The organism is Modestobacter italicus (assembly GCF_000306785.1).
Classification (GTDB): domain Bacteria; phylum Actinomycetota; class Actinomycetes; order Mycobacteriales; family Geodermatophilaceae; genus Modestobacter; species Modestobacter italicus.
Genome location: NC_017955.1, coordinates 5,067,655 through 5,091,465 on the forward strand (window position 1 = coordinate 5,067,655; position 23,811 = coordinate 5,091,465).

General features: G+C 74.9%; 25 protein-coding genes, 4 tRNA genes and 1 pseudogene. 14 read left to right on the forward strand and 16 right to left on the reverse strand.

Annotated elements, in window-relative coordinates:
- Nucleotides 1–57: 57 nt before the first annotated feature.
- Complete coding sequence (locus MODMU_RS24065) at nt 58–1,227, reverse strand: zinc-dependent alcohol dehydrogenase (RefSeq protein WP_014743010.1); 1,170 nt, start codon at nt 1,225–1,227, stop codon at nt 58–60.
- Nucleotides 1,224–1,694, reverse strand: coding sequence for a hypothetical protein (locus MODMU_RS24070; protein ID WP_014743011.1), 471 nt, complete (start codon nt 1,692–1,694; stop codon nt 1,224–1,226). The genes MODMU_RS24065 and MODMU_RS24070 overlap by 4 nt, the downstream gene beginning before the upstream one ends.
- A gap of 114 nt (nt 1,695–1,808) precedes the next feature.
- Here MODMU_RS24070 and MODMU_RS24075 point away from each other — a divergent pair.
- Both MODMU_RS24075 and MODMU_RS24080 read left to right on the forward strand, forming a co-directional pair.
- Nucleotides 1,809–3,003: pseudogene (locus tag MODMU_RS24075) on the forward strand (HNH endonuclease signature motif containing protein).
- A 56-nt stretch (nt 3,004–3,059) separates the two neighbouring features.
- Nucleotides 3,060–4,850, forward strand: coding sequence for an acyl-CoA dehydrogenase (locus MODMU_RS24080; RefSeq protein ID WP_014743014.1), 1,791 nt, complete (start codon nt 3,060–3,062; stop codon nt 4,848–4,850).
- Nucleotides 4,851–4,923: 73 nt separating this feature from the next.
- On the opposite strand, the gene MODMU_RS24085 is transcribed toward MODMU_RS24080, so the two are convergent.
- On the reverse strand, nt 4,924–5,106 hold the full coding sequence (locus tag MODMU_RS24085; protein ID WP_014743015.1) for a hypothetical protein: 183 nt from the start codon (nt 5,104–5,106) through the stop codon (nt 4,924–4,926).
- Between the two features lie 252 nt (nt 5,107–5,358).
- Between MODMU_RS24085 and MODMU_RS24090 the strand changes: the two genes are divergently transcribed.
- Nucleotides 5,359–6,405, forward strand: coding sequence for a YihY/virulence factor BrkB family protein (locus tag MODMU_RS24090; protein ID WP_014743016.1), 1,047 nt, complete (start codon nt 5,359–5,361; stop codon nt 6,403–6,405).
- Nucleotides 6,406–6,459: 54 nt separating this feature from the next.
- On the opposite strand, the gene MODMU_RS24095 is transcribed toward MODMU_RS24090, so the two are convergent.
- Entirely contained in the window at nt 6,460–7,209 is a 750-nt protein-coding gene (locus MODMU_RS24095; protein ID WP_014743017.1) for an enoyl-CoA hydratase/isomerase family protein, read from the reverse strand.
- A gap of 168 nt (nt 7,210–7,377) precedes the next feature.
- On the opposite strand from MODMU_RS24095, the gene MODMU_RS24100 reads away from it, so the two are divergent.
- Nucleotides 7,378–8,340 (forward strand): hypothetical protein, encoded by a 963-nt coding sequence (locus tag MODMU_RS24100; protein ID WP_014743018.1) that lies wholly within the window; start codon nt 7,378–7,380, stop codon nt 8,338–8,340.
- Here the strand turns inward: MODMU_RS24100 and MODMU_RS24105 are convergent.
- Both MODMU_RS24105 and MODMU_RS24110 read right to left on the reverse strand, forming a co-directional pair.
- Nucleotides 8,255–8,962: a hemerythrin domain-containing protein gene (locus MODMU_RS24105; RefSeq protein ID WP_014743019.1), complete on the reverse strand. Its 708-nt coding sequence runs from the start codon at nt 8,960–8,962 to the stop codon at nt 8,255–8,257. The genes MODMU_RS24100 and MODMU_RS24105 overlap by 86 nt on opposite strands.
- A 77-nt stretch (nt 8,963–9,039) precedes the next feature.
- Entirely contained in the window at nt 9,040–9,492 is a 453-nt protein-coding gene (locus MODMU_RS24110; RefSeq protein ID WP_014743020.1) for a MarR family winged helix-turn-helix transcriptional regulator, read from the reverse strand.
- 55 nt (nt 9,493–9,547) lie between these two features.
- Here MODMU_RS24110 and MODMU_RS24115 point away from each other — a divergent pair, with 55 nt between their 5' ends.
- Genes MODMU_RS24115 through MODMU_RS24125 form a run of 3 tightly spaced genes read left to right on the forward strand, consistent with a single transcriptional unit; the run spans nt 9,548 to nt 12,080 of the window.
- Nucleotides 9,548–9,880 (forward strand): hypothetical protein, encoded by a 333-nt coding sequence (locus tag MODMU_RS24115; protein ID WP_014743021.1) that lies wholly within the window; start codon nt 9,548–9,550, stop codon nt 9,878–9,880.
- Between the two features lie 34 nt (nt 9,881–9,914).
- Nucleotides 9,915–11,576, forward strand: a complete 1,662-nt coding sequence (locus MODMU_RS24120) for a bifunctional 3'-5' exonuclease/DNA polymerase (RefSeq protein WP_014743022.1) — start codon at nt 9,915–9,917, stop codon at nt 11,574–11,576.
- Between the two features lie 57 nt (nt 11,577–11,633).
- Nucleotides 11,634–12,080, forward strand: a complete 447-nt coding sequence (locus MODMU_RS24125) for a MarR family winged helix-turn-helix transcriptional regulator (RefSeq protein ID WP_014743023.1) — start codon at nt 11,634–11,636, stop codon at nt 12,078–12,080.
- Between the two features lie 40 nt (nt 12,081–12,120).
- On the opposite strand, the gene MODMU_RS24130 is transcribed toward MODMU_RS24125, so the two are convergent.
- From MODMU_RS24130 to MODMU_RS24165, 8 genes are all read right to left on the reverse strand, one after another.
- A complete protein-coding gene (locus MODMU_RS24130; RefSeq protein WP_014743024.1) occupies nt 12,121–12,972 on the reverse strand; it encodes a hypothetical protein in 852 nt (283 codons plus the stop codon).
- Entirely contained in the window at nt 12,972–13,235 is a 264-nt protein-coding gene (locus MODMU_RS24135) for a hypothetical protein (protein WP_014743025.1), read from the reverse strand. Before MODMU_RS24135 ends, MODMU_RS24130 begins: the two co-directional genes overlap by 1 nt.
- A 470-nt stretch (nt 13,236–13,705) precedes the next feature.
- Nucleotides 13,706–15,064 carry an ArgE/DapE family deacylase gene (locus MODMU_RS24140; protein WP_166503597.1) on the reverse strand — a complete coding sequence of 453 codons (1,359 nt, stop codon included), beginning with the start codon at nt 15,062–15,064 and terminating at the stop codon, nt 13,706–13,708.
- Nucleotides 15,040–15,112, reverse strand: a tRNA-Lys gene (locus tag MODMU_RS24145). The genes MODMU_RS24140 and MODMU_RS24145 overlap by 25 nt, the downstream gene beginning before the upstream one ends.
- 188 nt (nt 15,113–15,300) lie before the next feature.
- Nucleotides 15,301–16,143 carry a hypothetical protein gene (locus MODMU_RS24150; protein ID WP_014743028.1) on the reverse strand — a complete coding sequence of 281 codons (843 nt, stop codon included), beginning with the start codon at nt 16,141–16,143 and terminating at the stop codon, nt 15,301–15,303.
- 34 nt (nt 16,144–16,177) lie between these two features.
- Entirely contained in the window at nt 16,178–17,065 is an 888-nt protein-coding gene (locus MODMU_RS24155) for a Rieske (2Fe-2S) protein (RefSeq protein WP_014743029.1), read from the reverse strand.
- The gene (locus MODMU_RS24160) at nt 17,062–17,505 is read right to left on the reverse strand and encodes a VanZ family protein (RefSeq protein ID WP_014743030.1); all 444 of its coding nucleotides are present in this window, start codon (nt 17,503–17,505) and stop codon (nt 17,062–17,064) included. The genes MODMU_RS24155 and MODMU_RS24160 overlap by 4 nt, the downstream gene beginning before the upstream one ends.
- The gene (locus tag MODMU_RS24165) at nt 17,502–17,993 is read right to left on the reverse strand and encodes a hypothetical protein (RefSeq protein WP_014743031.1); all 492 of its coding nucleotides are present in this window, start codon (nt 17,991–17,993) and stop codon (nt 17,502–17,504) included. The genes MODMU_RS24160 and MODMU_RS24165 overlap by 4 nt, the downstream gene beginning before the upstream one ends.
- Before the next feature lie 181 nt (nt 17,994–18,174).
- Between MODMU_RS24165 and MODMU_RS24170 the strand changes: the two genes are divergently transcribed.
- Together MODMU_RS24170 and MODMU_RS24175 are read left to right on the forward strand one after the other, a co-directional pair.
- On the forward strand, nt 18,175–18,702 hold the full coding sequence (locus MODMU_RS24170) for a GtrA family protein (protein WP_014743032.1): 528 nt from the start codon (nt 18,175–18,177) through the stop codon (nt 18,700–18,702).
- A gap of 53 nt (nt 18,703–18,755) precedes the next feature.
- The gene (locus MODMU_RS24175) at nt 18,756–19,085 is read left to right on the forward strand and encodes a hypothetical protein (protein ID WP_014743033.1); all 330 of its coding nucleotides are present in this window, start codon (nt 18,756–18,758) and stop codon (nt 19,083–19,085) included.
- Nucleotides 19,086–19,095: 10 nt separating this feature from the next.
- Here the strand turns inward: MODMU_RS24175 and MODMU_RS24180 are convergent, their stop codons facing one another.
- Nucleotides 19,096–19,758: an AMIN-like domain-containing (lipo)protein gene (locus MODMU_RS24180; RefSeq protein WP_041795591.1), complete on the reverse strand. Its 663-nt coding sequence runs from the start codon at nt 19,756–19,758 to the stop codon at nt 19,096–19,098.
- A 115-nt stretch (nt 19,759–19,873) separates the two neighbouring features.
- Here MODMU_RS24180 and MODMU_RS24185 point away from each other — a divergent pair.
- From MODMU_RS24185 to MODMU_RS24205, 5 genes are all read left to right on the forward strand, one after another.
- Nucleotides 19,874–19,946: transfer RNA gene (locus tag MODMU_RS24185), tRNA-Glu, on the forward strand.
- A gap of 31 nt (nt 19,947–19,977) precedes the next feature.
- Nucleotides 19,978–20,054, forward strand: a tRNA-Asp gene (locus tag MODMU_RS24190).
- Nucleotides 20,055–20,086: 32 nt separating this feature from the next.
- Nucleotides 20,087–20,160: transfer RNA gene (locus MODMU_RS24195), tRNA-Phe, on the forward strand.
- A 96-nt stretch (nt 20,161–20,256) separates the two neighbouring features.
- The gene (locus MODMU_RS24200; protein WP_014743035.1) at nt 20,257–20,997 is read left to right on the forward strand and encodes a response regulator transcription factor; all 741 of its coding nucleotides are present in this window, start codon (nt 20,257–20,259) and stop codon (nt 20,995–20,997) included.
- 16 nt (nt 20,998–21,013) lie between these two features.
- Nucleotides 21,014–22,513, forward strand: a complete 1,500-nt coding sequence (locus MODMU_RS24205; protein WP_014743036.1) for a sensor histidine kinase — start codon at nt 21,014–21,016, stop codon at nt 22,511–22,513.
- 7 nt (nt 22,514–22,520) lie between these two features.
- On the opposite strand, the gene MODMU_RS24210 is transcribed toward MODMU_RS24205, so the two are convergent.
- On the reverse strand, nt 22,521–23,573 hold the full coding sequence (locus MODMU_RS24210; RefSeq protein WP_014743037.1) for a glycosyltransferase family 4 protein: 1,053 nt from the start codon (nt 23,571–23,573) through the stop codon (nt 22,521–22,523).
- Nucleotides 23,574–23,811 lie beyond the last annotated feature (238 nt).

The following is a 23,811-nucleotide window of genomic DNA, read 5'->3' on the forward strand; positions in this document are numbered from 1 at the left end:
GGGCCCCTCCCGCACCCGCGGGAGGGGCCCTGTCGTCGTCTCAGCGCCGGTCGGCGGTCACGGCTCGAAGACCGCGCGGACGCAGCCGTCCTCCTTGTCCTTGAACAGCTGGTAGCCGCGCGGCGCCTGCTCCAGCGGCATCACGTGGGTGGCCAGGTGCTCGGTGGTGAGCTCACCGCGGGCCATGTGCTCCAGGATCCGCGGCATGAAGCGCTGCCCGTGGACCTGCGCACCGCGGACGGTCAGGCCCTTGTTCATCATCGCGCCGAGCGGGAACTTGTCCACGGCCGCGGCGAAGACGCCGAGGACGAACACGCTGCCGCCCTTGCGGCAGGCCATGACAGCCTCCCGGACGGCGGAGGGCCGGTCGGTCTGCAGCCGCAGCTGCTGCTTGACCTGGTCGTAGGCGCCGTGCACGCCCGGGCTGTGGGCCTCCATGCCGACCGCCTCGATGCAGACGTCGGGGCCGCGGCCGCCGGTGAGCTCGCGGAGCTCGGCCATCACGTCGGTCGTCGAGTAGTCGATGACCTCCGCGCCGACATGGTCGCGGACCTGCGCCAGCCGCTCGGGCAACCGGTCGATGACCAGGACCCGCTCAGCACCCAGCAGCATCGCCGCGCGCGCCGCCATCTGCCCGACCCCGCCGGCACCCCACACGGCGACCGTGTCGCCCGGCTTGGTCCCGGCGAGCTCCGCGCCCATCCAGCCGGTGGACACCGCGTCGGAGGCGAACAGCGCGCGCAGGTCGCTGACCTCCTCCGGGACGACGAACGCGCCGACGTCCCCGTAGGGCACCCGGATGTACTCCGCGTGGCTGCCGGCGAAGCCGCCGACCGCGTGCGAGTAGCCGAAGCACCCGCCGGGGCTCTGACCCCACAGCCCCTCGGTGATGCCGGGGTTCGGGTTGCCGTTGTCGCAGAGCGAGTACAGCTCCTGCCTGCAGTACCAGCAGGTGCCGCAGGCGATGAACGAGTTGACGACGACGCGGTCGCCCACCTTCCGCTCGCGGACGCCCCTGCCGACCTCGACGACCTCGCCCATGAACTCGTGGCCGAGCACGTCCCCGGCGCGCATGAACGGGATGTAGCCACCGAGCAGGTGCAGGTCGGAGCCGCAGCTGGTGGTCTTGCGGACCTTGACGATGATGTCGTGGTCGTTGAGCAGCTGCGGGTCGTCGACGGTCTCGACGGAGACCTCGTTGACGCCCGTCCAGGTCGCGGCCCTCACAGCACACCCTCCTTCGGCGCGGCCTCGGTCATGCCCTCGAGCGCGGCACCCTGGGGCGTCGGCTTTCGCCGGCCGTGCGGCTGCGGGTCGACCCGCAGCACCTCCCCCACCTCGACCAGCGCCTTGGACTCGCGCAGCGCGGCGCGCAGGTCACCGATCTCGTCCTGGGTCACCGGGCCGCGGAAGCGGGCGGCCAGCTCGGCTCCGCGGTCACCGGGTGCCGGGGTGACCCGCACGTCCAGCCGGTCTCCGAACGCGGCGAGGGGTGCGGGGATGGCGGTGTGCAGCTGCTCGGGGTCGGTGAGCACGGTGACGGCGCGCCAGCGGCGGGCTGCGGTGCGGGGGTCGTCGGTGACCGACGACTGGCCGAAACCGGGCAGCCGGAGGTGCTGGAGCTGCTCGAGCGCCTTGCCGCCGGCTCCACCGGCGAGCCCGGCAGCGCGGGTGACGATCTTCGGTAGAGGCATGGCCGCCGGATACCCGAGGTCGTCACAGCGTGAACCCGCACCGGGGCTGCAGTGGTGCGAAGACGGCCTGGTGGAACGCCCAGAACTGTCGTACCCCGACCGTAGGTTGGGTGCATGACGGAGGGCGGGGTGCAGGTGCTGGTGGACCTGGTGTGGGAGCACCCGGTCACCCGGCCCCGGCCGCCGGCGTCGTGGCTGTCGGATGAGGAGCGGGCCGTCGAGCTGCAGCGGGCGCAGCAGGGCCGGGCCAGGACCGCCGCCTACGAGGCCGAGCTGATCATGTCCATGGCCGCGGCCCGCCCAGCCACCGAGGACCCTGCGCCGGGCACACCGGGTGCCCGCCGGCCGGGTTGGGCGGTGGACGAGGGTTACGACGGGCCCAGTGAGTTCTTCACCGCGGAGCTGTCGGCGGTGCTGAACGTGGGCCGGGGCACCGCGGCGCACCTGTACGGCCGGGCGCACACCTGGCTGACGAAGCTGCCGCAGACGTTCACGGCGCTGGCGGCCGGGGAACTCGACGAGCGGCGGGCCGCGCAGCTGGCCGAGGTGCTCCAACACACCAGCGCCGAGGTCGCCGGGCAGGTCGAGGCGGCGCTGCTGCCCGAGGCCACCGACCTGGCGGTGACCCGGCTCAAGGCCCGGGCCACCGAGCTGATGGTCCAGCTGGACGCCGCCGCGGCCGACCAGCGCCGTGAGGAAGCTGACAAGGCCGCCGACGTGCACCTGTACCCCTCCGCCAGCGACGGGCGGGCGACGCTGGCCGCGGACCTGCCCGCCGAGGAGGCCGTCGAGTGTTACGACATCGTCGACCAGCTGGCCAAGATGCTGAAGGCCGATGGTGATCCGCGCCGGATCGGGGCGCACCCCCGCCGAGCTCGACCGGCTGGCCCGCCGCGGCTGCACCACCCACCCCGACAGCGAGTGCAGCTGCCCGGTGACCGGCCCGCCGCCGGAGACCGAGGCCTATGAGCCCACCGACCGCCAGCGCGCGTTCGTCACCACCCGGGACCGCCGGTGCCGGTTCCCCAACTGCGGGCAACGCGTCGGCTGGGCCGACCTCGACCACGTGATCAGCGCCGCGTGCGGCGGGGCGACCGACTGCGCCAACTTGTGCTGCCTGTGCCGCTCCCACCACCGGCTCAAGACCTTCGCGCCGGGCTGGCGGTTCGCGATGACCGACGAGGGGGTGCTCACCGTGACCACGCCGTCGGGCGTCACCCGGACCACCCGACCACCGGGCGTGCGACCACCGCCAGCACCCGCTGGACCCGAACCACCGCAACCCGCCGACGACCCGCCGCCGTTCTAACCTGGCGAGGGCGGGCCGTCGTCCGCCCCGACATCGTCGTCGTCCCGGGAGTCGCTGTGCCGTCGTTGATCCTGTCCCCGCGCGACCTCGAGTTCCTGCTGCACGAGTGGCTCGACGTCGAGACGCTGACCAAGCGCCCGCGGTACGCCGAGCACTCGCGGGAGACGTTCGACGCCGTCCTCGAGCTGGCCGAGCAGATCGCCACCGAGCACTTCGCGCCGCACAACCGGAAGGCCGACGAGAACGAGCCGCACCTCGTCGACGGCAAGGTGCAGCTGGTCCCCGAGGTCGCCGCGGCGCTCAAGGTCTTCGCCGACGCCGGGATGAACGCCGCGCCGCTGCCCGAGGAGCTGGGCGGGCTGCAGCTCCCGGCGGCCGTCAACCAGGCCGTGCACGTGTGGTTCCAGGCCGCCAACATCGGCACCTCGGCCTACCCGTTCCTCACCATGGCCAACGCGAACCTGCTGGTCGCGCACGGGACGCCGGAGCAGGTGGCGACCTACGTCCCGCCGATGGCCGAGGGTCGCTGGTTCGGCACGATGGCGCTGTCCGAACCGCAGGCCGGCTCGTCGCTCGCCGACATCACCACCCGCGCCGTGCCCCAGGACGACGGCAGCTACCGGCTGACCGGCAACAAGATGTGGATCTCCGGCGGCGACCACGAGCTGACCGAGAACATCGTCCACCTGGTGCTGGCCAAGGTCCCCGGCGGCCCGGCCGGGGTGAAGGGGATCTCGCTGTTCGTCGTCCCCAAGTTCCTGGTCAACGACGACGGCAGCCTCGGCGAGCGCAACGACGTGGTCCTCGCCGGGCTCAACCACAAGATGGGCTACCGCGGGACGACGAACACCCTGCTGAACTTCGGCGAGGGCGTGCACACCCCCGGTGGGCAGGCCGGCGCGGTCGGCTTCCTGGTCGGCGAGCTGCACCGCGGGCTCAGCTACATGTTCCACATGATGAACGAGGCCCGGATCGGTGTCGGGATGGGCGCCACGGGGCTCGGCTACACCGGCTACCTGCACGCCGTCGACTACGCCCGCACCCGCACCCAGGGCCGGGCGCTCGCCGGCAAGGACCCGGCCGCCCCGCCGGTGCCGATCGTCGAGCACGCCGACGTCCGGCGGATGCTGCTGGCCGCGAAGTCCTACGTCGAGGGCGGGCTCGCCCTGGGTCTCTACTGCGCCCGGCTGGTCGACGAGGAGCGCACGGCCGAGACCGAGGAGGAGCGGGCCCGGGCGCACCTGCTGCTCGAGACGCTCACCCCGATCGCCAAGAGCTGGCCCTCGCAGTGGTGCCTGGCCGCCAACGACCTGGCCATCCAGGTGCACGGTGGCTACGGGTACACCCGCGACTACCCGGTCGAGCAGTTCTACCGGGACAACCGGCTCAACCCGATCCACGAGGGCACCCACGGCATCCAGGCGCTGGACCTGCTCGGCCGCAAGGTCGTGATGAACGGCGGCGCCGGGCTGGCCGCCCTGGGCGAGGCGATCGGTGCCACCACCCAGCGAGCCGCCGGCACGCAGTGGGCCGACCTCGCCGAGACCCTCGACGACCTGGTCCAGCGGCTCGGCGCGGTGACCGCGACCCTGTGGGCCGACGGTGACCCGGAGGTCGCGCTGGCCAACGCGTCGGTCTACCTCGAGGCGGCCGGGCACGTGGTCGTCGGCTGGCTGTGGCTGGAGCAGGCCCTGACCACCGAGGGCCGGGACGGCGACTTCTACGACGGCAAGCGTCAGGCGGCGCGGTACTTCCAGCGCTGGGAGCTGCCCAAGGTCGGTCCGCAACTGGCCCTGCTGGCCTCGCTGGACGGAACGGTCCGCACCATGCGCAGCGACTGGTTCTGAGGCACCCGCACACACGACGACGGCGGCCCTCCGAGGAGGACCGCCGTCGTCGGCTGCGGGTGGACCCGCCGGGCTAGAGGGCTGCGGTCGCCGTCGCGGTCGCGCGGGCCGCCTCGACGGCGGTGCTCCGGGTCCGGGGGGCGGATGCCGCCCGCTTCTCCGCCTCGTACCGCGCCGTGGACTGCGTGCCCATCGCGATCACCAGGGCGGTCAGCAGGAGGAAGCCGAACAGAGCCAGCGCCGGCCACATCACCATCAAGTGCTCCAAAGTCGTTCTCGGGGTCCGCCGGGGGAAGTCGGCGGCTCTCGTCGAGCAGTGACTTCCCGGTCCGGCACCCAGTCAATCGCGTACAGAGCGACTCTTTCGGTGAACAGTGTGTGACGGTCATCGCGTCCGGGTGTGCGGAACGGACCGTTACGCAACTGCCACCCAGTGCAGGCGTGGGGACGCGCGGCCCGGGGCACTCCACCGATGACCTGTCCGCGCCAGAACCACCGGAGGCCCCGCATGGCCGGAGCAAGCGCACGCGACCCCCGCGAGAGCGGGCGTGGCGGTACCGCGCAGGACACCGCCCCGGGCGAGAAGGACTCCGCCCCGGGCGACGACAACATCAGCCGGGAGCGGGCGGACTACGCGCCGACCGGCGCCGACCCGACGCCCACCACGGGCGGCACGCTCAAGCGGACCCTCAAGGAGTTCAGCGAGGACGGCCTCACCGACTGGGCGGCCTCGCTGACCTACTACGGCGTGCTGGCCCTGTTCCCCGCGCTGACGGCGCTGCTGTCGATCGTCGGGCTGCTGACCAACCCGCAGCAGCTCACCGACGCCATCACCGCCGTCGTCCCGGCGCAGGCAGCCGACACCCTCAACCCGGTCATCGAGCAGATCGCGGGCAGCTCGGGTGCTGCCAGCCTCGGCCTGATCATCGGTGTCGCGGCGGCCATCTGGTCGGCCTCGGGCTACGTCGGCGCCTTCACCCGGGCCGCCAACGTCGTCTACGAGACCCCCGAGGGCCGCAAGGTCTGGAAGCTCAAGCCGCTGCAGCTGCTCATCACGCTGATCGGCATCCTCTTCGCCGCCCTCATCCTGGCGATGTTGGTGCTGAGCGGTCCGGTGGTCGACGCCATCGGGCAGTCGATCGGCCTCGGCGACACCGTGCTGACCATCTGGTCGTGGGCCAAGTGGCCGGTCATGCTCGTGCTGCTGGCGCTGATGATCGCCGTCCTCTACTATGCGACGCCGAACGTCCGGCTGCGCGGCTTCAAGTGGGTCAGCCCCGGTGCCGGCGTCGCCATCCTGGTGGCGGTCGTCGCCTCGGCGCTGTTCGCCTTCTACGTCGCCAACTTCGGCAGCTACAACAAGACCTACGGGGCGCTCGCCGGCGTGGTGATCTTCCTGATCTGGTTCTGGCTGATCAACCTCGCCCTGCTCTTCGGCATCGAGCTCGACGCCGAGATCGAGCGCACCAAGGAGCTGAAGGAGGGTGTGCCGCGCGCCGAGAAGGAGATCCAGCTCGACGCCCGGGCCACGCCCAAGGACAAGCAGACGACCTGACCGAGGTCGCCCGACGACGGGCCCGGCTCCTGCGGGAGCCGGGCCCGTCGTGCGTCAGGGGGTCGGCCGCCGCATGGACCACATCTGCGCGGGCCGCTCGAACTGGGTGGCGATCTCCCAGCTGACCCCGGGCGGGCCGGTCTCCTTGCGGAAGTTGGCGACCGCCGTCCGGGCGAGCGCGGGGTCCTTGGCCACGCGGGTGGCCAGCTCCAGGGCGCGGGCGTCCACGGCGTCGTCGTCGACGGTCTCCCAGGCCAGGCCCAGCCGGACCGCCGTCTCGCCGTCGACCTCCTCGCCGAACAGCGCCATCGCCGCGGCTGCCTCCCGGCCGACCAGCCGCGAGAGCAGCACGAAGTGGCCGCCGCCGGGGTGGATGCCGCGCTTGAGGAAGCCGCAGATCAGCCGGGCGTCGCGGGCGACGATCCGCAGGTCGGCGGCGAGCAGCATGTTCATCCCCGCGCCGACGGCGGAACCGCGCACCGCGGCGATCGTGGGCGCCTTCACCTGCCCGAGCCGGTAGAACGAGTCGTAGATCGCGCCCATCCCGGCGTAGGCGTCCGGGGCGGCCGGGTCCCGGCCGGCGTCGGTCAGGGTCTGCACGTCACCACCGGCGCAGAAGGACCTGCCCTCGGCGCGGACCACCAGGGCGCCGACGTCGTCCCGGGCGTCGACCTCGTCGAAGGTGGCGATCAGCTCGCCGGCCATGGCCGGGGTCAGCGCGTTGCGCCGCTGCGGTGCGTTGAGGGTGACGACGGCGACGCCGCCGGTCACCTCGAGCAGGACCTCACCTGAGCTGCCGGACATGCGACTCCCTCGTGGTCGGAGCCGGCGACGGTGCCGGCCCGTGTCCCCGCGATCAGACCACGAGGCGCCCGGAGATGCCGTGGGCGGAGGCGGTGACTCCGCGCGGCCCCGGTGGTTCCATAGACGGGTCCGAGACCGGACACGGGGGACGACCGCACGGGAGACCGCGTGGACCGCACCTCTGCGTCCGCCCGCACGTCGACCACCCGCGAGCAGGACGACCACGTCCGCACGCTGCGACCGGAGATGCGGGCGCTCCTCGCCGTCTTCTGCGTGCTCACCGCGCTGGCCACGCTCGCCCTGTTCGTGCTGTCGTCGGCCACCGACGAGTTCTTCGCCTGGACCATCGCGCCACCGCTGACCGCCGCGCTGATGGGCGCCGGCTACGCCGCGGGGTTCCTGCTGGTGGCCCTCTCGCTGCGCGACCCGGTGTGGGCGCACAGCCGGCTGCCGGTGCTCACCATCCTGGCGTTCACCGTGATCACGCTGATCGCGACGTTGGTGCACCTCGACCGGTTCCACCTGCAGCCGGAGTTCGCCTCGCTGCCGTTCATCGCCCGGGCGGCCGCCTGGTTCTGGCTCGTCGTCTACGTCCTGATCCCGGTGGCCATGCTGGTGTCGGTGGTCCTGCAGGAACGGGCGCCGGGCCGCGACCCGCGCCCCGGGCACCCGGTGCCGATCGCGCTGCGGGCGGCGCTGGGCGTCGAGTCGGCGGCGCTGCTCGTCACCGGGATCGCGCTGGCGGCCGCGCCGTCCTCTGCTCCGACGCTGTGGCCCTGGCCGCTGACCCCCCTCACCGCCCGGGTGGTGGCCGCCTGGCTGATCGCCTTCGGGGTCGCCACCGCGCTCGCCGCGTTCGCCGGCGACCTCGCCCGACTGCGGACCTCGGCGATCGCCTACACCGTCTTCGGGGTGCTCACCCTGGTCGCCGTGGCCCGGTACCCGGACACGATCGACTGGGACGGCGCCCCGGCCTGGGTGTTCCTGGCGGTCACCGTCGCGATCGTCGTCACCGGTGCGGTGGGGTGGCGGATGGCCCCCGGGGTCAGCGACTGGTCGGCGGCTGGTCACCCCGACGGGCCAGCGGGACCCGCTCGACCCACCCGGCGACAGCGGCCAGCCCGCGGCTGACCGCCTGACCGGCGGGTGCCAGCGGCGCGGGTGCGTGCTGCACCCCGGCGTCGACGAGGTCGCGGGAGCGGTCGAGCAGGCTCAGCGGCAGACCGGAGACGGCGTTGCCCGGCGGACGGCGGGAGACGGTCGGGTGCGGCCGGGTCGGCGAGACGCGGCGGGCCACCTCCCACTGCAGGCCGAGCCGGCGCAGCGCCCTGGCGTCCAGCGCCTCCTGCAGCCGCGGGAACAGCACGTCCTCCTCGTCCCGCACGTCCTCCTTCAGCACGGTGACCAGGCGGGCCAGCCGCTCGGAACGGCGGGGGTCGTCGTGGCCCAGGGTCTCCAGCTCGGCGACGAGCTCGTTGACCTCCTGGTGCTCCTCCTCCACATGCAGCGTGAGGGCGTCGCCGTCCGGCAGCACGCGGCGGATGACCGGCCACAGCACGGTCTCCTCGGCGAAGGCGTGGCTGAAGACCAGCCGGTCGATCCTGCGCAGCACGTGCTCCTGCGCGGTGCCGGTGGTGCCGTCGAGCTCCTGGAGCAGCCGGTCGAGCTCCACGTGGTCGTTGCGCTGGCGGACGAGCACGCTGCCGGGTCCGCCGAGCTCGGAGACTGTCTGGTCGGCGATCGAGCGGGGCATCGTCGCTCCTGGGTGCTGGTGCGGCGCCGTGTTCTCGACGTCCGGGTCCCGTTCCCCGCCGCGGCCTGTCCCATGCCTCAGCCGACCGGCGGCTCCTGCACGGCCGCGAGCACCCGGCGCAGCACCTCACGCGCCCGGTCCAGGTCGGCCCGGTCGACGCCCGCGCGGGCCAGCAGCGCGGCCCGGTCGGCGTCGGAGCGGCGCACCAGCTCCGCCAGGGAGCGCACGCCCGCCTCGGTCAGGGCGACGAGCGGGGCCCGGGCGTGGTCGGGGTTGGGCTGCAGCTCCGCCTGCCCGCCGGCGACCAGGTCGTCGACGACGCGCTGCACGCTCTGCCGGGCCAGGCCGAGACGACGGGCCGCGCCGGCCACCGTGCGCGGCCCGTCGGACACGACGCTGAGGACGTGCCACCGCGCGGCGGACTGCCCCACCTCGCGGGCGAGCCCCTCGCTGGTGCGCCGGGACGCACCGGCGAGCTCGTAGACGTCGGCGATCAGCAGGCGGTAGGCGGTGAGGTCCTCGAACACCATGTTGACAGCATACTGTCGACTCAGCAGGATGCTGTCATCTGATCCTGGAGGAGCCATGATCCTGCGCCTGTGGCGGGGCTGGACCGACCCCGACCTCACCGCCGCCTACGAGGAGCTGCTGACCGGCCGGATCGCCCCGGCGATCATGGCCCGCGGCATCCCCGGCCTGCACGACCTGACCGTGCTCCGCCGGCACCCGCAGGAGCTCGACCCGGCGGAGGGCGGGGAGGTGCTCACCGCGATGACGTTCGCCGACCTGGACGCGGTGGCCGCCTTCACGGGCGGCGACCCCCGCGCCTCCGTCGTCCCGCCGGCGGCCCGGGCCCTGCTGACCCGGTTCGACGCGCACTCCCAGCACTACACGACCGTGCAGCGCTTCGGCGGCTGACCGCCCCGTCGGACCCCTCGGCGACACTGGCGGGGTGAACCGCGTCGTCCTGGTGCGCTCCGGCGAGGGCACGGTGCGGGCGCACGAGCAGGACGAGGACGGCGCCGCCGTCGCGGTCACCGAGCTGCCGCGCGACGAGCTGGCCGGCTTCGTCCGCACCCGGGAGGCCACCCCGGTGCGCTGGGTCTGGGACGACACCACCCGGTGGTACCCGGAGCTGCTGGACGCCGGGGTCCGGGTGGAGCGCTGCACGGACCTGCGGCTCAGCCACGCCGTGCTGCGCCGGTCCCCCTTCGTCGACCGGTCGCTCGTGCAGAGCGCCGACGCACCGGGGTGGGCGGCGCTGGAGCCGGTGGTGCCGACCGACCCGGCGCTCTTCGCGCTGGCGGACCCCGCGGACCGGCTGGACCCCCTCGCCGAGCACGCGCGGCAGCTGGCGGCGGTGGCGGCGTCCCCGCACCGCGGGCGGCTGGGCCTGCTGCTGGCCGCCGAGTCCTCCGGCGCGCTGGTCGCCGCGGAGATGACGCACGCCGGGCTGCCGTGGCGCGCCGACGTCCACGACCGGCTGCTGGCCGAGCTGCTGGGGCCGCGGCCGGTCGCCGGGCACCGACCGGCGGCGCTCGAGCGGCTGCTGCCGGAGATCCGCGCCGCCTTCCGGTCACCCGAGCTGAACCCGGACTCCCCGCCCGGACTGCTCCGCGCGCTGCAGGACGCCGGCCTGCCGGTGTCCGACACCCGGTCCTGGACGCTCGAGCAGCTGGAGCACCCCGGCATCCCGCCGCTGCTGGAGTACAAGAAGCTCGGCCGGCTGCTCGCCGCCAACGGCTGGAACTGGCTGGACACCTGGGTGCGCGACGGCCGGTTCCGGTCGTACTTCCTGCCCGGCGGGGTGGTCACCGGCCGCTGGGCGTCCAACGGCGGCGGCGCGCTGTCGGTGCCGCTGCAGGTCCGCCCCGCGGCGGTCGCCGACGAGGGCTGGCGGTTCGTCGTCGCCGACGTCGCGCAGCTCGAGCCGCGGGTGCTCGCCGGGATGAGCGCGGACACCGCCATGGCCGAGGCCGCGCGGGCGCAGGACCTCTACGCGGGCATGGTGGCCAGCGGTGCGGTGGCGACCCGGGCCGAGGCGAAGGTCGGGATGCTCGGCGCCATGTACGGCGGCACCCGCGGGGAGAGCGGGCGGATGATGCCCCGGCTGACCCGCCGGTACCCGCGGGCGATCGGCCTGGTCGAGGAGGCCGCCCGCGCGGGCGAGCGCGGCGAGGTCGTGCACACCCTGCTGGGCCGCGGCTCCCCCGTGCCGACCGGGGAGTGGGCCGAGCAGGCGGTGGAGCTCGGCGAGCCGGCCGAGGAGGGCGGCTCGCGGGAGGACCGGGACCGGCACCGCCGGGCGTGGGGCCGCTTCACCCGCAACTTCGTCGTCCAGGGCACCGGGGCGGAGTGGGCGCTGTGCTGGCTGGCCGACCTGCGCAACCGGCTCTGGCGCCTGGGCGACGGCGGCACCGTCCGCGACCGGCCGCACCTGGTCTTCTTCCTGCACGACGAGGTGCTGGTGCACACCCCCGCCGAGCTGGCCGACGCCGTCTCCGCGGAGGTCCGGCTCGCGGCGGCCGAGGCCGGCCGGCTGCTGTTCGGCGGCTTCCCCGTCGACTTCCCGCTCGACGTCTCGGTCGTGCGGTCCTGGGCCGACGCCGGCTGAGCAGACCCGTCCGCTCCAGCAGAACCGGCGCAGCAAATTGGGCACTACCCTTCTGGCGTGAGCACCTCATCACCCAGCGTCGCGCTCGACGACCAGCTCTGCTTCGCCCTCTACGCCGCGTCGCGGGCGGTCACGGCGCGCTACCGGCCGATGCTGGAGCGGCTGGGTCTGACCTACCCGCAGTTCCTGGTGCTGATGTCGCTGTGGGAGCACGACGACCAGAGCGTCCGCGAGATCAGCGACCGCCTCGAGCTGGACTCCGGCACCATGTCGCCGCTGCTCAAGCGGCTCGACGCGGCCGGCCTGGTCACCCGTGAGCGGAGCGCGGCGGACGAGCGCCGGGTGCGGGTCCGGCTCACCGACGCCGGCCGGGCGCTGGAGCAGCCCGCGTGCGACGTGTCGGCGATGATGATCAACGCCCTGGACCTCGACGTCGCGGAGTTCACCGCGCTCAAGCACCAGCTGGAGGAGATCACCCAGCGGGTGGGCGGCCGCACCCGCTGACCGGTCGGGCCCCCGCTCCCCGCGGGGGCCCGACCGGACCTCAGTCGAGGGTGACCAGCCAGCAGCCGGACTCGCCGTAGGGCTCGACCTCGAAGCCCAGCTGGCTCAGGCACCCGCCGATCGCGGCGTTCATCGTGCGCTGCAGGGCGGCGTGCACCGAGGCGCCGTGCACCTGGTCGTTGGCCATCCGGGCGTGCTGGTGCCAGCTGACCAGGACACCGGGGCGACCGGGCTCGGGGGTCAGGCACACCCCGCCGGCCGGCTCCTCGCCCGCGCAGTCGTGGAGCGCCAGGCCGGCCTCGACCAGCCCCCCGGCCACCTCGACGACCAGCGTCACGAGCTCGTCCTCGTCGGCCAGCGGCCCGTCCCACTCGGGGGGCAGCCGGTCCAGCTGGTCACCGAGGTCGCTGAGCCAGACCCGCTCCTCCTCCGACTGCCGGCGCACCACCCGGCCGTCGGCGTGCAGCACGCCGTGCACGGCCCGCCCGGACTCCGCCAGGCCACCGGAGAGCGCTGCCCAGTCGGCCTCGATCCGGTCGCGGAACGGGCCGGCGACCACCCGCTCACCCGACCCGTCGTCCGGGTCGTCGACCAGCCACCAGGCCGGCGGGGTGCCCTGCCCGGCCACCCGCTTGCCGGCCGGGTGGGCGGCCACGCTGACCGCCACCGCCTGCGCCTCCGCGGTCGCCGATCCCGGCTGCTCGGCCTCGACCGGCACCGCCGTGCCGCCTGCCGCGGCGGCGACCCCGGCCGGGACGGCGGCCCGCTGCCGCTGCGCCTGCACCTGGTTGCGCTCGAACTCGTACTGGGCGGTGGAGCTCGTGGCGAGCGCGATGACGAGCGCGGCCAGGACGACGAAGCCCACCACCGCGACCACGGGCCAGAGGATCATCACCGCACCGCCGGCACGGCGTTGCGGACGGGACGGTCGGCGGAGGCGACGGACGGGCCCGCGACGGCGCCCCACCGGGCCGCCCGCCGCGCCGAGCCCCGCCACCACGCGAGCAGCCGGGCGCCGGAGGACCGGACCGAGGTCCGCGCCGGAGAGGCTGCGGGCTCCTCGGTGCCGAACAGCTCGAGCAGCGCCGCGAGGCTCAGCTCGGCCTCGGGCAGCTGCGGCGACGGGCGGGGTGGCAGGGCTGTGGACGTGTTCACGGCGGGACTCCTCGGACGGTCCGTCGCGGCTGGGGAAGTGCCGCGGACGTGTCGGAAACGTAGGTCTCCGCCGCACCCGGACACGCCTTCCGGACACGTCGTCCGAGCCCCCGTCACCGAATCGTTGCGCCGGCCCCGCCACCGGTCGACGACCCACCTCCTGGCTGCATCCTTGTCGACATGATCGCAGCTCAGAGCCCGGTTTTCCGGGGATCGGCGGTCGATGACCCTGGGCGGACGGTCTCGGCCCGGAGTGTCGGCGGACCATCGAGATGGCCCGGCGGCCGACCCCACCGGGAGGGCATCGACGGGCGACCTCCGAGTCCAGCGGTGGCCGGCCGATCCCGACCGTGTCACCGGCTGGACGACGAGGGCCACGGCGGCGCGCGCATGCGGCTGGGGGCCAGCACCGTGCCCGCCTGACGCTCCGGTGAGGTCGTGGACGGCCCCACCCCGGGACGCCGACGTGCTCAGGCCACGCCGCAGGTGCGGAGCGCGAGCAGCGCGAGGCTGCGGGCCGACAGCAGCAGGTCCTCGACCGGCACCTTCTCGCCCACGCCGTGCGCCAGGCGCAGGTCACCCGGGCCGTGGTGCAGCGCCGGGATGCCCGCAGCCGTGTAGAACCGCAGGTCGGTGCCGGCGGTGAGCGCCCGCTCCGGCGGCAGGGCGCCGCCGGCGTCGATGACCGCCTGCTGGACGGCCGGGAGCAGCGACGAGCCGGCCGGCATCTGGCTGCTGGCGTAGACGCCGCCGACCCACTCGACCTGCGCCGGGTGGTCGGCCAGCCAGGGATGGGCCGCGCACGCCGCGGCCACGCAGCCCTCGAACGCCGCCCGGGCCGTCTCCACCGGCTCACCCAGCCGCACGCCGAACCGCCCGTCGGCGACCAGCCGGTCGGGCACCGTGCTCCCCCAGTCGCCGGCCCGGAGCCGGCCGATGGAGATGCCGTAGGGGTACGGGTGGTCCCCGAACCGGGACCGGTCGGCGGGCTGGCGGTCGGCCTCCAGCGCCCGGAGCGCTGCGTGCACGTGCTCGAACAGTTCGATGGCGCTGACCCCGAGGTGCCGGTTGGCGGCGTGCGCGGCGAGCCCGGTGAGAGTGAGCCGGAAGGTCAGCGCGCCGGCGTGCGCGGTCATCACCGCACCCGCGGTCGGCTCGGGGATGACGCAGACGTCGCCGCGGTGCCCCCGCCGCAGCGTGGCCCACGCACCGAGCCCGCCGTCCTCCTCCCCCAGCACGCTGTGCACCGCCAGCGGCCGGGCCAGCCGCACGCCCGCCGTCCGGATGGCCTGCACGGCGGCCAGCGCGGCGACCAGGCCGCCCTTCATGTCGCAGGTGCCGCGGCCGTGCACGGCGCCGCCGTCGACCCGGGGGGTGAAGGGGTCCCCGGGCCACAGGGCCCGGTCACCGGCCGGGACGACGTCGCTGTGCCCGCAGAGCACCAGCGCCGGCTGTCCGCCGTCTACGCCGGGCAGCGTGCCCACGGCGCCCCACGCCTCGCTGCGGTCGACCTCCTGGCCGGGCGCGTCCGGGGCGGTCGCGGCCTCGGCGAGGTCGATCTCCCAGCGGTCGACGTCGGTGCCGAGCTCGTCCAGCCAGCCGGCCACCAGGTGCTGCGCCTCGGACTCGGCGGCCGTACCGCCGAGCGACGGGACCGCGACCAGCTCGACCACCCGGTCGACGGTCCACTGCGCGTCGACGGCGTCGAGGACGGCGGCCTCGCGACTGGAGAGGTCGGCGGTGCGGAACTCCATGGCGCGGAAATTAACACGCCCGGTGACCGCGCTCGCCGGGTCGATCAGGGTGGGCCCCGTGGGGATCGAACCCACAACCCGCGGATTAAAAGTCCGCTGCTCTGCCAGTTGAGCTAGAGGCCCGGCGCGCCCATCGTGCCACCGCCGGCCGGGCGGACGCCGGGAGCGTCCCGGCGGGTCAGAGCACGGTGAACAGGACGAACAGCAGCGCGGTCAGCACGAGGGAGACCAGCAGCGAGCCGAGGCAGCCCAACCGGCTGGAGAGGAGGAACACGACCGGACGGTGCCCAGGCAGGAGGCCCGCGAACCGCTCAGCCAGTGCACACCCGGCCGAGGAACTCCTCCAGCTGTACCTTCTGCGCGTCCTCGATCGGCAGGTCCACCGGCACGCTCTCCCCGTCGCCGACCGTCACCGCCAGCGGGAACACGAACGGCTTCTTCGTCTCGGCCAGCGCGTGCGGGTCGCAGCGGGCCGCGTCAAAGGTCACCGGCAGCCGCAGCTCGTCCTGCTCCGCCGCCAGCGTCACCGGCAGCTCGTCGTCCAGGACCGGCTGCAGCACGACGCTCCCGCCGAGCCGGGTGACCTCCACCGGCTCGTCCCCGGAGCGCCGGGTCAGCACGACGACCCCGGTCGCCGTCGTGCCCGCCTCGGTGAGGTCCTCCACCGCGATGTCGACGACCGCCAGCACCCGCTCGACCGCGCACGCGGCGTCGTGCACCTGCGCCATCGTGTCCCCGGACAGCGGCACCCGCAGCTCCTCGACGGCACCCTCCGGCCGCTGCACGGTGATCCGCGCCGCCACCGGGTCGACCCCGGCCGCGCAGTCCACCGTGCCGAACGGCGTCGGCAGGTCGATCGTCTGCCCGGGCGCGTACGCCGCCGCCACCGTCCGGGCCGGCACCGGGGCGAACCCCGGGGAGTCCAGCTGCACGGAGGTGACGGTGAACGGCGCCGGGCCGGTGTCGGTGAGCCGCACCTGCACCTGCCCGCCGATCGCGGCGTCGGTGCGCAGCTGCACCGCCTCCCCCGAGATCCCGGGCACCTCGGGGAGCCGCTCCACCGTGGGGGACGGCGGGGCCGACGGCGGCTCGTCCGCGCCGCTGCAGCCGGCGAGCACGGCGACCAGCACCAGACAGACGGCCGCTCCCCGCACGGCCGCAGCCTAGGTCCGGGTCAGCGCCCGGCGGTCACTTCGAGGCGTGCCGGTTGGGCAGCTTGCCGAACACCCGGCCCGCCTCGTACTTCACCTCGAGCCGCTCCTGGGCGCTCGCCGTCGGCCCGCGCCGCGGCTCGCCGCTCTCCAGGTCGAAGGCCGAGCCGTGCCACGGGCAGACGATGCAGTCCGCGCCGCGGACCTCCTCGACCGTGCCCTCGGCCAGCGGTCCGCCCACGTGCGCGCAGGCGTTGATGAAGGCGTCGACCCGGGCACCGCGGCGGACGACGGCGAGCCCGATCGGCGTCCCCTGGCCCTCGCCGGTGCGCAGCGCCGGGCGCCCCTCGGGCAGGTCGTCGAGCGGGCCGAGGTCGATCCAGTCCGTGGTGAGCTGGCGGGCCTCGGGAACGGCGTGGTTGGCGCCGGAGGACTGCGCGTAGGACATGTGCCCGCCGATGGAGGCCGACGCGCTGGCCAGCCCGAGCCCGCTGTAGGCCAGCACCCGGCCGAGCGTGCCGTTGCCCTTCCGCCGGGCCACCAGCGAGCCGACGTACAGGCCGAGCGCGGCGCTGTTGGCGACCGCGTGCACGGCGCCGAGCCGGCGCACGGCGTCGTCCTGCTCCGACCAGTCGGCCGCGCCGGCGAGCGCGGCGGGCAGGCTGGCTGCCACGCCCGTGCCGATCAGCGCGGTGGCGGCCGGGCGGGCCGGCGGCACCGCGTCGAGGATGCCCGCGGACAGCCAGGTGCCGACCGGGACCATCGCCAGGACCGGGTGCAGCGGGTGGCCGAGCCAGGTGCCGTGCAGCAGGTCCTTGAACGCCTGCGGCCGGAGCACCTTGTTCACCGCCGCCCGGGCGCTCTCCAGCGACTTGTCGAACGACGACACCTCGGACAGCCGGTCCAGCACGGCGAGCAGGCTCATGCGCCCGCCCATACCCGTTGTGGGCGACCGGAACCCGCCCGGTGGACGACCGCGACGACCGCCCCCACCGCGACCGCGCCGCCGGCGTTGAGGACGACGTCGACCGGCGAGACGACCCGGCCGAGCGGCAGCGACCACTGCAGCAGCTCGACCGCCGCCCCGGTGGCCACCGCGGCGGGCAGCAGCCACGCCGGGCGCCCGAGCGCCGGCCAGCGCAGCACGGCGAGCGCGGCGGCGGGCGTGAGCAGCACCAGGTTGCCGGCCAGCTGGGTGGCCGTGGCGGTCGAGTGCAGCGCGCCGGCGTACCAGCGCAGCTCCGTCGCCGGATCCCCCCACGCCCAGCCGCCGGCACCGGTCGGGCTCAGGGTCAGCAGCGCGACCAGCACGAGGGCGGCGACCAGCGCCGCCTCCAGTGCCCGGTGGGCCGACGCCGGGCTCATCCGGCCGCCGTCCAGTCGGTCCCCTCGGCCAGCAGCGCGATCGCCGCGGCGCCCACCGCGTCGACGTCGCCCGCGAGGTCGGCCACGGCGTCGCGCAGCGGCCCGGCCCCGCCCTCCTCCGGGGAGCACAGCCGCATCGCCAGCCGGTCGGCCGCCCTCCGCAGCCGCTGTGCGGCCGACGGCTCCCCGGCTGGGGACGCCGGTGCCGGCCCGGGCCAGGCGACCCCGGCCTCCGCGCACAACCCGGGCAGCCGGCGCAGCAGGCCCGCGGCGGCCGCGGCCGTCCGCCAGGCGGTGCCACCGGCCAGCTCCGGCGGGCAGGTCAGCGTCGCCTCCGCCCAGCGGAGCACGCCCAGGACCTCGCCCCACACCACGTCGGACACCACGCTGCTGGCCGCGCCGGCCGCGGGCGACCGGTGCGCCCGCACCAGCACCCCGCCGAGCGAGGGGTCGTAGAGCCAGGGACGCCGAGGGCCGGTTCCGCGCATGGCCCCACCGTGCCGAGCGACCCTGGGAGGCCGCTGACCGTCGCCTGTGACCTGATCGTGACCACTCTCCGTGATCGACCTCACGGAGTGTCAGCGCGCCGCGCGGGGAATCCAGTTGATCACCACAGACTTGTCACTGGAGCATGCAACCGTTGAGCCACTGGCCTGCGAAGGAGTACACGTGACCTGCCCGTCCCTGCTGCGCCGCACCACCCTGGGTGGCGCGCACGAGGCGGGCTCCCTGGTCACCACCGAGCTCCAGCGGGTGCCCGAGCTCCTCGGCCCGCTGCGCGCCCGCCTCCACCAGGACGACGGCCGCGCCCAGTTCGCCCGCTACGTCGTCGTCGGCGTGGTCTCCAGCACTCTCTACGCCGTCCTGTTCATCGTCCTCGGTGGCCTGGGCGACCAGGTGGCCAACGTGGTCGGCGCGGTCGCCTCGACCCTGCTGGCCAACGAGATGCACCGCCGGCTGACCTTCCACGCCGGGGCCCGGGTCTCCTGGTTCGCCGCGCAGTGGGAGGGCGGCGGGCTGGCCGTCATCGGCCTGGTGGCCACCTCGCTCGCGCTGGCCGGGGTGCACGACCTGGTCGGCGACGTGGGCACCGTCGCGCAGCTCTGCCTGATCGCCGCGGTCACCGGTGCGATCGGCGCGATCCGGTTCGTCGCCCTGCGCAGCTGGGTCTTCACCACCGCCCCGCACCGGGACTGACCTCCCGCCGCGTCCGGGCCGCGCAGGGGCGCCGTCGGCCCTACCCTGCCTGCATGGCCGATCGACTGCACCGAGCTGCCCGCGGGGTCGTGGGCGCCGCCGCCGGGGTCCTGCTGCTGCTGCCGCTCGCGGCGTGCAGCTCCGACAACGTCGACTGCTCCGGCACCACCTGCACCGTGACGCTCGAGGGGGACGGCGCGAAGGCGAGCATCCTCGGCAACGAGCTGGCGTTCGTCGGCACCGAGAACGGCGAGGCGACCGTCTCGGTCGGCGACGCCAGCGTGTCCTGCAGCGAGGGCGAGAGCGTCACCGCGGGACCGCTGTCGATCACCTGCACGTCGATCACCGAGACCTCTCTCGAGCTGACCGCCAAGGCCGGCTGACCGCCACCGGTCAGCCGGCGGTGGCCACCTCCACCACCACGCGCGAGGGGCCGGTGAGGGAGTAGACCCGGAAGGGCGCCTGGTCGGCGGTCCCGATGACGGCCGCCGACACCCCCTCGAAGGTGGCGTCGTAGAAGACGCCCTGGACGACGTCGGTGCCCGAGACCGGCACCGCGCCGCGGGCCACCTCCTCGGCGCCGGAGTCGTAGGGGTAGCTGGTGCCCTGCAGCGACACCGCCAGGTACGCCGCACCGGGGACGTCGATGGCGGCACCGCTGCCCTGCGCCGTCGGCGCGTCGACGTACTCCACCCGCCAGCCCGGCGTCCCGCTGCCGGACAGCTCGAAGACCACCCGGTCGAACCCGTCGTGGCTGGCCGCCCGCACGGCGGTGACGGTGAGCCCGTCGGGGTCGACCGCGTCAGCCACGTCGGCCTGGGTGTCGCCGGGGAACGGGGTGCCCTCCGCCTCCTCGGTCGCCGTCGCCGCCGACGAGCTGGACCCGGCGGGGTCGCTGCTCCCGGCGGGGGCTGAGGCGGTGGTCGAGGCGGAGGCGGGCGCGCTGCCGGTCGAGGCCGCGTCGTCGGGGTCGGTCTGCGCGGCGCACCCGGTGGAGAGCACGGCCACGGCCAGGAGGGCGAACCCGGCCACCCGGGAGGGACGTCGTGTGAGCACAGCCGATGCTGGCACGCGGGGCGTCCCGCACCCGGCTCGCCACGCGGCGTCCGGCCCCCGGTGCGGGGGGCCTCCCGGGGCCATGTATGGTTCTCCCTGCCTCCAGCGACCACGAGCCCCCATCGTCTAGCGGTCCAGGACGCCGCCCTTTCAAGGCGGTAGCACGGGTTCGAACCCCGTTGGGGGCACGCACGACAGCACGACCAGCACCACCAGCAAGGCCCTGTAGCGCAGTTGGTTAGCGCGCCGCCCTGTCACGGCGGAGGTCGCGGGTTCGAGTCCCGTCAGGGTCGCCACCCGGCACCAGCACGACTGGTACCGGCGCTGGGGCCAGGTAGCTCAGTCGGTACGAGCGCTCGCCTGAAAAGCGAGAGGTCGGCGGTTCGACCCCGCCCCTGGCCACCCCCACTCCCTCCCCGCCCGGTCGCAGGGCAGATGTCCAGACACTTCCTCACCGGGGCACAGGGAACTCGCAGGATCGGGTCGCACAGTCGACTCATGACGACGACCACTCCCCTCACCAGCTCTCGGGCCCAGCTGACCCGCCCCGACGGCAGCGCCCTGCGGGTGCTGGTGGTCGACGACGAGCCCTCGATCTGCGAGCTGCTGTCCATGGCCCTGCGCTACGAGGGCTGGGACGTCCGCACCGCCCACGACGGCACCGACGCCGTGCGCGCCGCCCGCGAGTTCCGCCCCGACGCCGTCGTCCTGGACGTCATGCTGCCGGACATGGACGGCCTCGAGGTGCTCCGCCGGCTGCGCGCGGACTCCCCGCTCGTGCCGGTCGTGTTCCTCACGGCCAAGGACGCCCTGGAGGACCGCATCGCCGGGCTCACCGCCGGCGGCGACGACTACGTCACCAAGCCGTTCAGCCTCGAGGAGGTCGCGGCCCGGCTGCGCGGCCTGCTGCGCCGCACGAGCCGCGTCGTGGCCGACGACGGCCTGCTGGTCGTCGGCGACCTGACGCTGGATGAGGAGAGCCACGAGGTGACCCGCGGCGGCCAGGACATCCGGCTCACCGCCACCGAGTTCGAGCTGCTCCGCTACCTGATGCGCAACCCCAAGCGGGTGCTGTCCAAGGCGCAGATCCTCGACCGGGTGTGGCAGTACGACTTCGGCGGCCAGGGCAACATCGTCGAGCTGTACATCTCCTACCTGCGCCGCAAGATCGACGCCGGGCGCACCCCGATGATCCACACGCTGCGGGGCGCCGGGTACGTGATCAAGCCCGCCGCATGACCTCCTCGCCCTCCCGGTGAGCGGCCCGCCCACCGCTCGACTTCCCCGCTCGCGCCGGTCGCTGCGCACCCGGCTGCTGGTGGCCTTCGTCGTCCCGCTGGTCGTCGTCCTCGGCCTCGTCGGGATCGCGTCGGTCACCGCGCTGCGGTCCGAGCTGCTCAGCCAGGTCGACACCCGGCTGGACGCGGTCAGCGACCGCTCCCGCGACTACTCGGCGCAGCCGGGGGACGCCCTGCCGCCCAAGCCGCCGTACGACGGTGATGAGGAGGGCGAGCCCGGCGGGCTGGGCGCCCGCGGCCAGGGCGAGGGGACGCTGGTCGCGACGGTGGTCGACGGGGTCTGCACCAGCTCCGGCGTGCTCGGGGCCAAGGGCCAGACGGTCGCCCTGACCACCGCGCAGAAGGCGGCACTGGTCGACCTGCCGGTGGGCGGCGAGCCGGTCACCGCGGACCTCGGCGGGGACCTCGGCGAGTACCGGCTGGTCGCCGGCACCGCCCCGAACGGCGACGTCCTGGTCAACGGCCTGCCGCTGGGCGGCACCGCGGACGCCGTCCGCCGGCTGGTCGCCGTGGAGCTGGTGGTGGGGCTGATCGCCCTGGCCGCCGCCGCGCTCGCCGCCGTGCTGGTCATCCGCCGCACCCTGCGCCCGCTGGACCGGGTGGCCGCCACCGCGACCCGGGTCTCGGAGCTGCCGCTGGCCACCGGCGAGGTACAGCTGGCCGAACGGGTGCCGCCGGAGGACACCGACCCGCGGACCGAGGTCGGCCAGGTCGGTACGGCGCTCAACCGGATGCTGGACCACGTCGAGGGCTCGCTGGCCGCCCGGCAGGAGTCCGAGACGCAGGTCCGCCAGTTCGTCGCCGACGCCAGCCACGAGCTGCGCACCCCGCTGGCCTCCATCCGCGGCTACGCCGAGCTGGTCCGCCGGCAGCGCGCCGAGGTGCCCGGCGACGTCGGGCACGCCATGCGCCGGGTCGAGTCCGAAGCGCTGCGGATGTCGGAGCTGGTGGAGGAGCTGCTGCTGCTCGCCCGGCTGGACGCCGGCCGGGAGCTGACCACCGAGGAGGTCGACCTGACCGCCCTCGTCGTCGACGCCGTCAGCGACGCGCACGCCGCCGGCCCGGCGCACCGCTGGCAGGTCGACCTGCCCGACGCCCCGGTGCTGGTGCCCGGCGACCCGGCCCGGGTGCACCAGGTGCTGGCCAACCTGCTGGCCAACGTGCGCAGCCACACCCCCGACGGAACGACGGCGACCACCCGGCTGCGCGCGGAGGGCGGCTGGGCGGTGCTGCAGGTGGTCGACGACGGGCCGGGCATCCCGGCCGCGCTGCGCCCGCACGTCTTCGAGCGCTTCGCCCGGGGCGACGCCTCCCGCTCGCGCACGGCCGGCAGCACCGGGCTCGGGCTGGCCATCGTGCACGCCGTCGTCAGCGCGCACGGCGGCACGGTCGAGGTGGCCAGCGAGCCCGGCCGGACGGCGTTCACCGTCCGCCTGCCGCACGCCTCCGAGGGCTGAGCCTCCCTCAGGTCGTGGCGTGGTCGGCGGCGACCTGCTCGTAGACCTGGGCGTGCACCCGGCGGACGGCGGCCAGCTGCTCCGCCCGCCAGCCGCGGTCGACCCGGGCCGGTGCCGGGCGGGTCAGCGCCGCCACCACGGCGGAGGTGAGCGAGGCGGTGTCCAGCCCGGTGATCGGGTCGTTGCCGTAGTGCACGACGTCGGACCACTGCTCGGCCTGGTGCCCGCCGACCGGTACGACCGCCCGGGTGCCGGCGTCCCGGCAGAGCTCGACCCACGACGAGTGGCTGCGGGTCCGCTGCGGCACGACGGACACGTGCAGCTCCTGCAGGTGCCGCACCCACTCCTCCGGCCCGGCCGGCCGGCTGCGCACCAGCTCCAGCTCCCCCGCGTCGGCGAGCGCGACCAGCTCGGGCAGCCGGACGGTGAGGTCGACGTCGGGGTCGACGTCCACCCGCAACCGGCCGCCCCCGGAGACGGCGCCGGACAGCGCGGCGCGCAGCAGTGCCCGCGGCTCGGCGACCTCGGGCCCCAGCGCGCCCAGGTGTACCCCGACCAGGCGCGTCTCCCGGCCCACCCCGGGCGTCGGGTCGGCCAGCGAGGGGTGCGCCACCACGATGGCGGTCCGGCCGAAGCGGTCGGCGATCTCGTCGGCGGCACCGGGGGTGAGGGTGAGCACGACCTCCGCCGTGGCCAGCAGCGCCCGCAGGTGCGCCTGCGCCCGGGTCCGCGCGGCGCCCGGGTGCGTCCCGGAGTCCGCGCCGTCGACGGCGGCGAGGTCGTGGACGGTGACCACCAGCGGCACGTCGCACCGCCGCACCGCCGCCGTCCAGGCGTCCATCTCGGCCACGGTGAGGTGCTCGAACCCGCCGTGCACGTGCAGCACGTCGACCTCGTCGGCGTGCGCGACCAGGTACGCCGGGTCCAGCCAGGGGCTCGGCGTGGTGCCGGGGCCGACCCGCAGCACGTGCTCGGGCAGCACCGCGTCGACGTAGGGCTGACCGGGCGGGACGGACACGACCCGCAGCGGTCGCTGCGGCTCCTCGGGGACTGCGGTCACGCGGTCGGACGCCTCCTGCGGTCGAGCACTGCGACGCGGCAGGGGCGGTGCTCCGGATCGGACGGGTGCGGACCGGAACAGCCCGCCGGTCGGCCCTACCCGGCGTGTCCGGGCACCAACCGTGCGGCAGACGCCCTGCTCACCCGGACGGGCGACCGACGGTGAGCACGGTCCGTCGTCCGGTTGCTGCGGTCGGTGAGGTCGGCTGGGAGGTGCCGGAGGCGGAGCGTCACGGCTC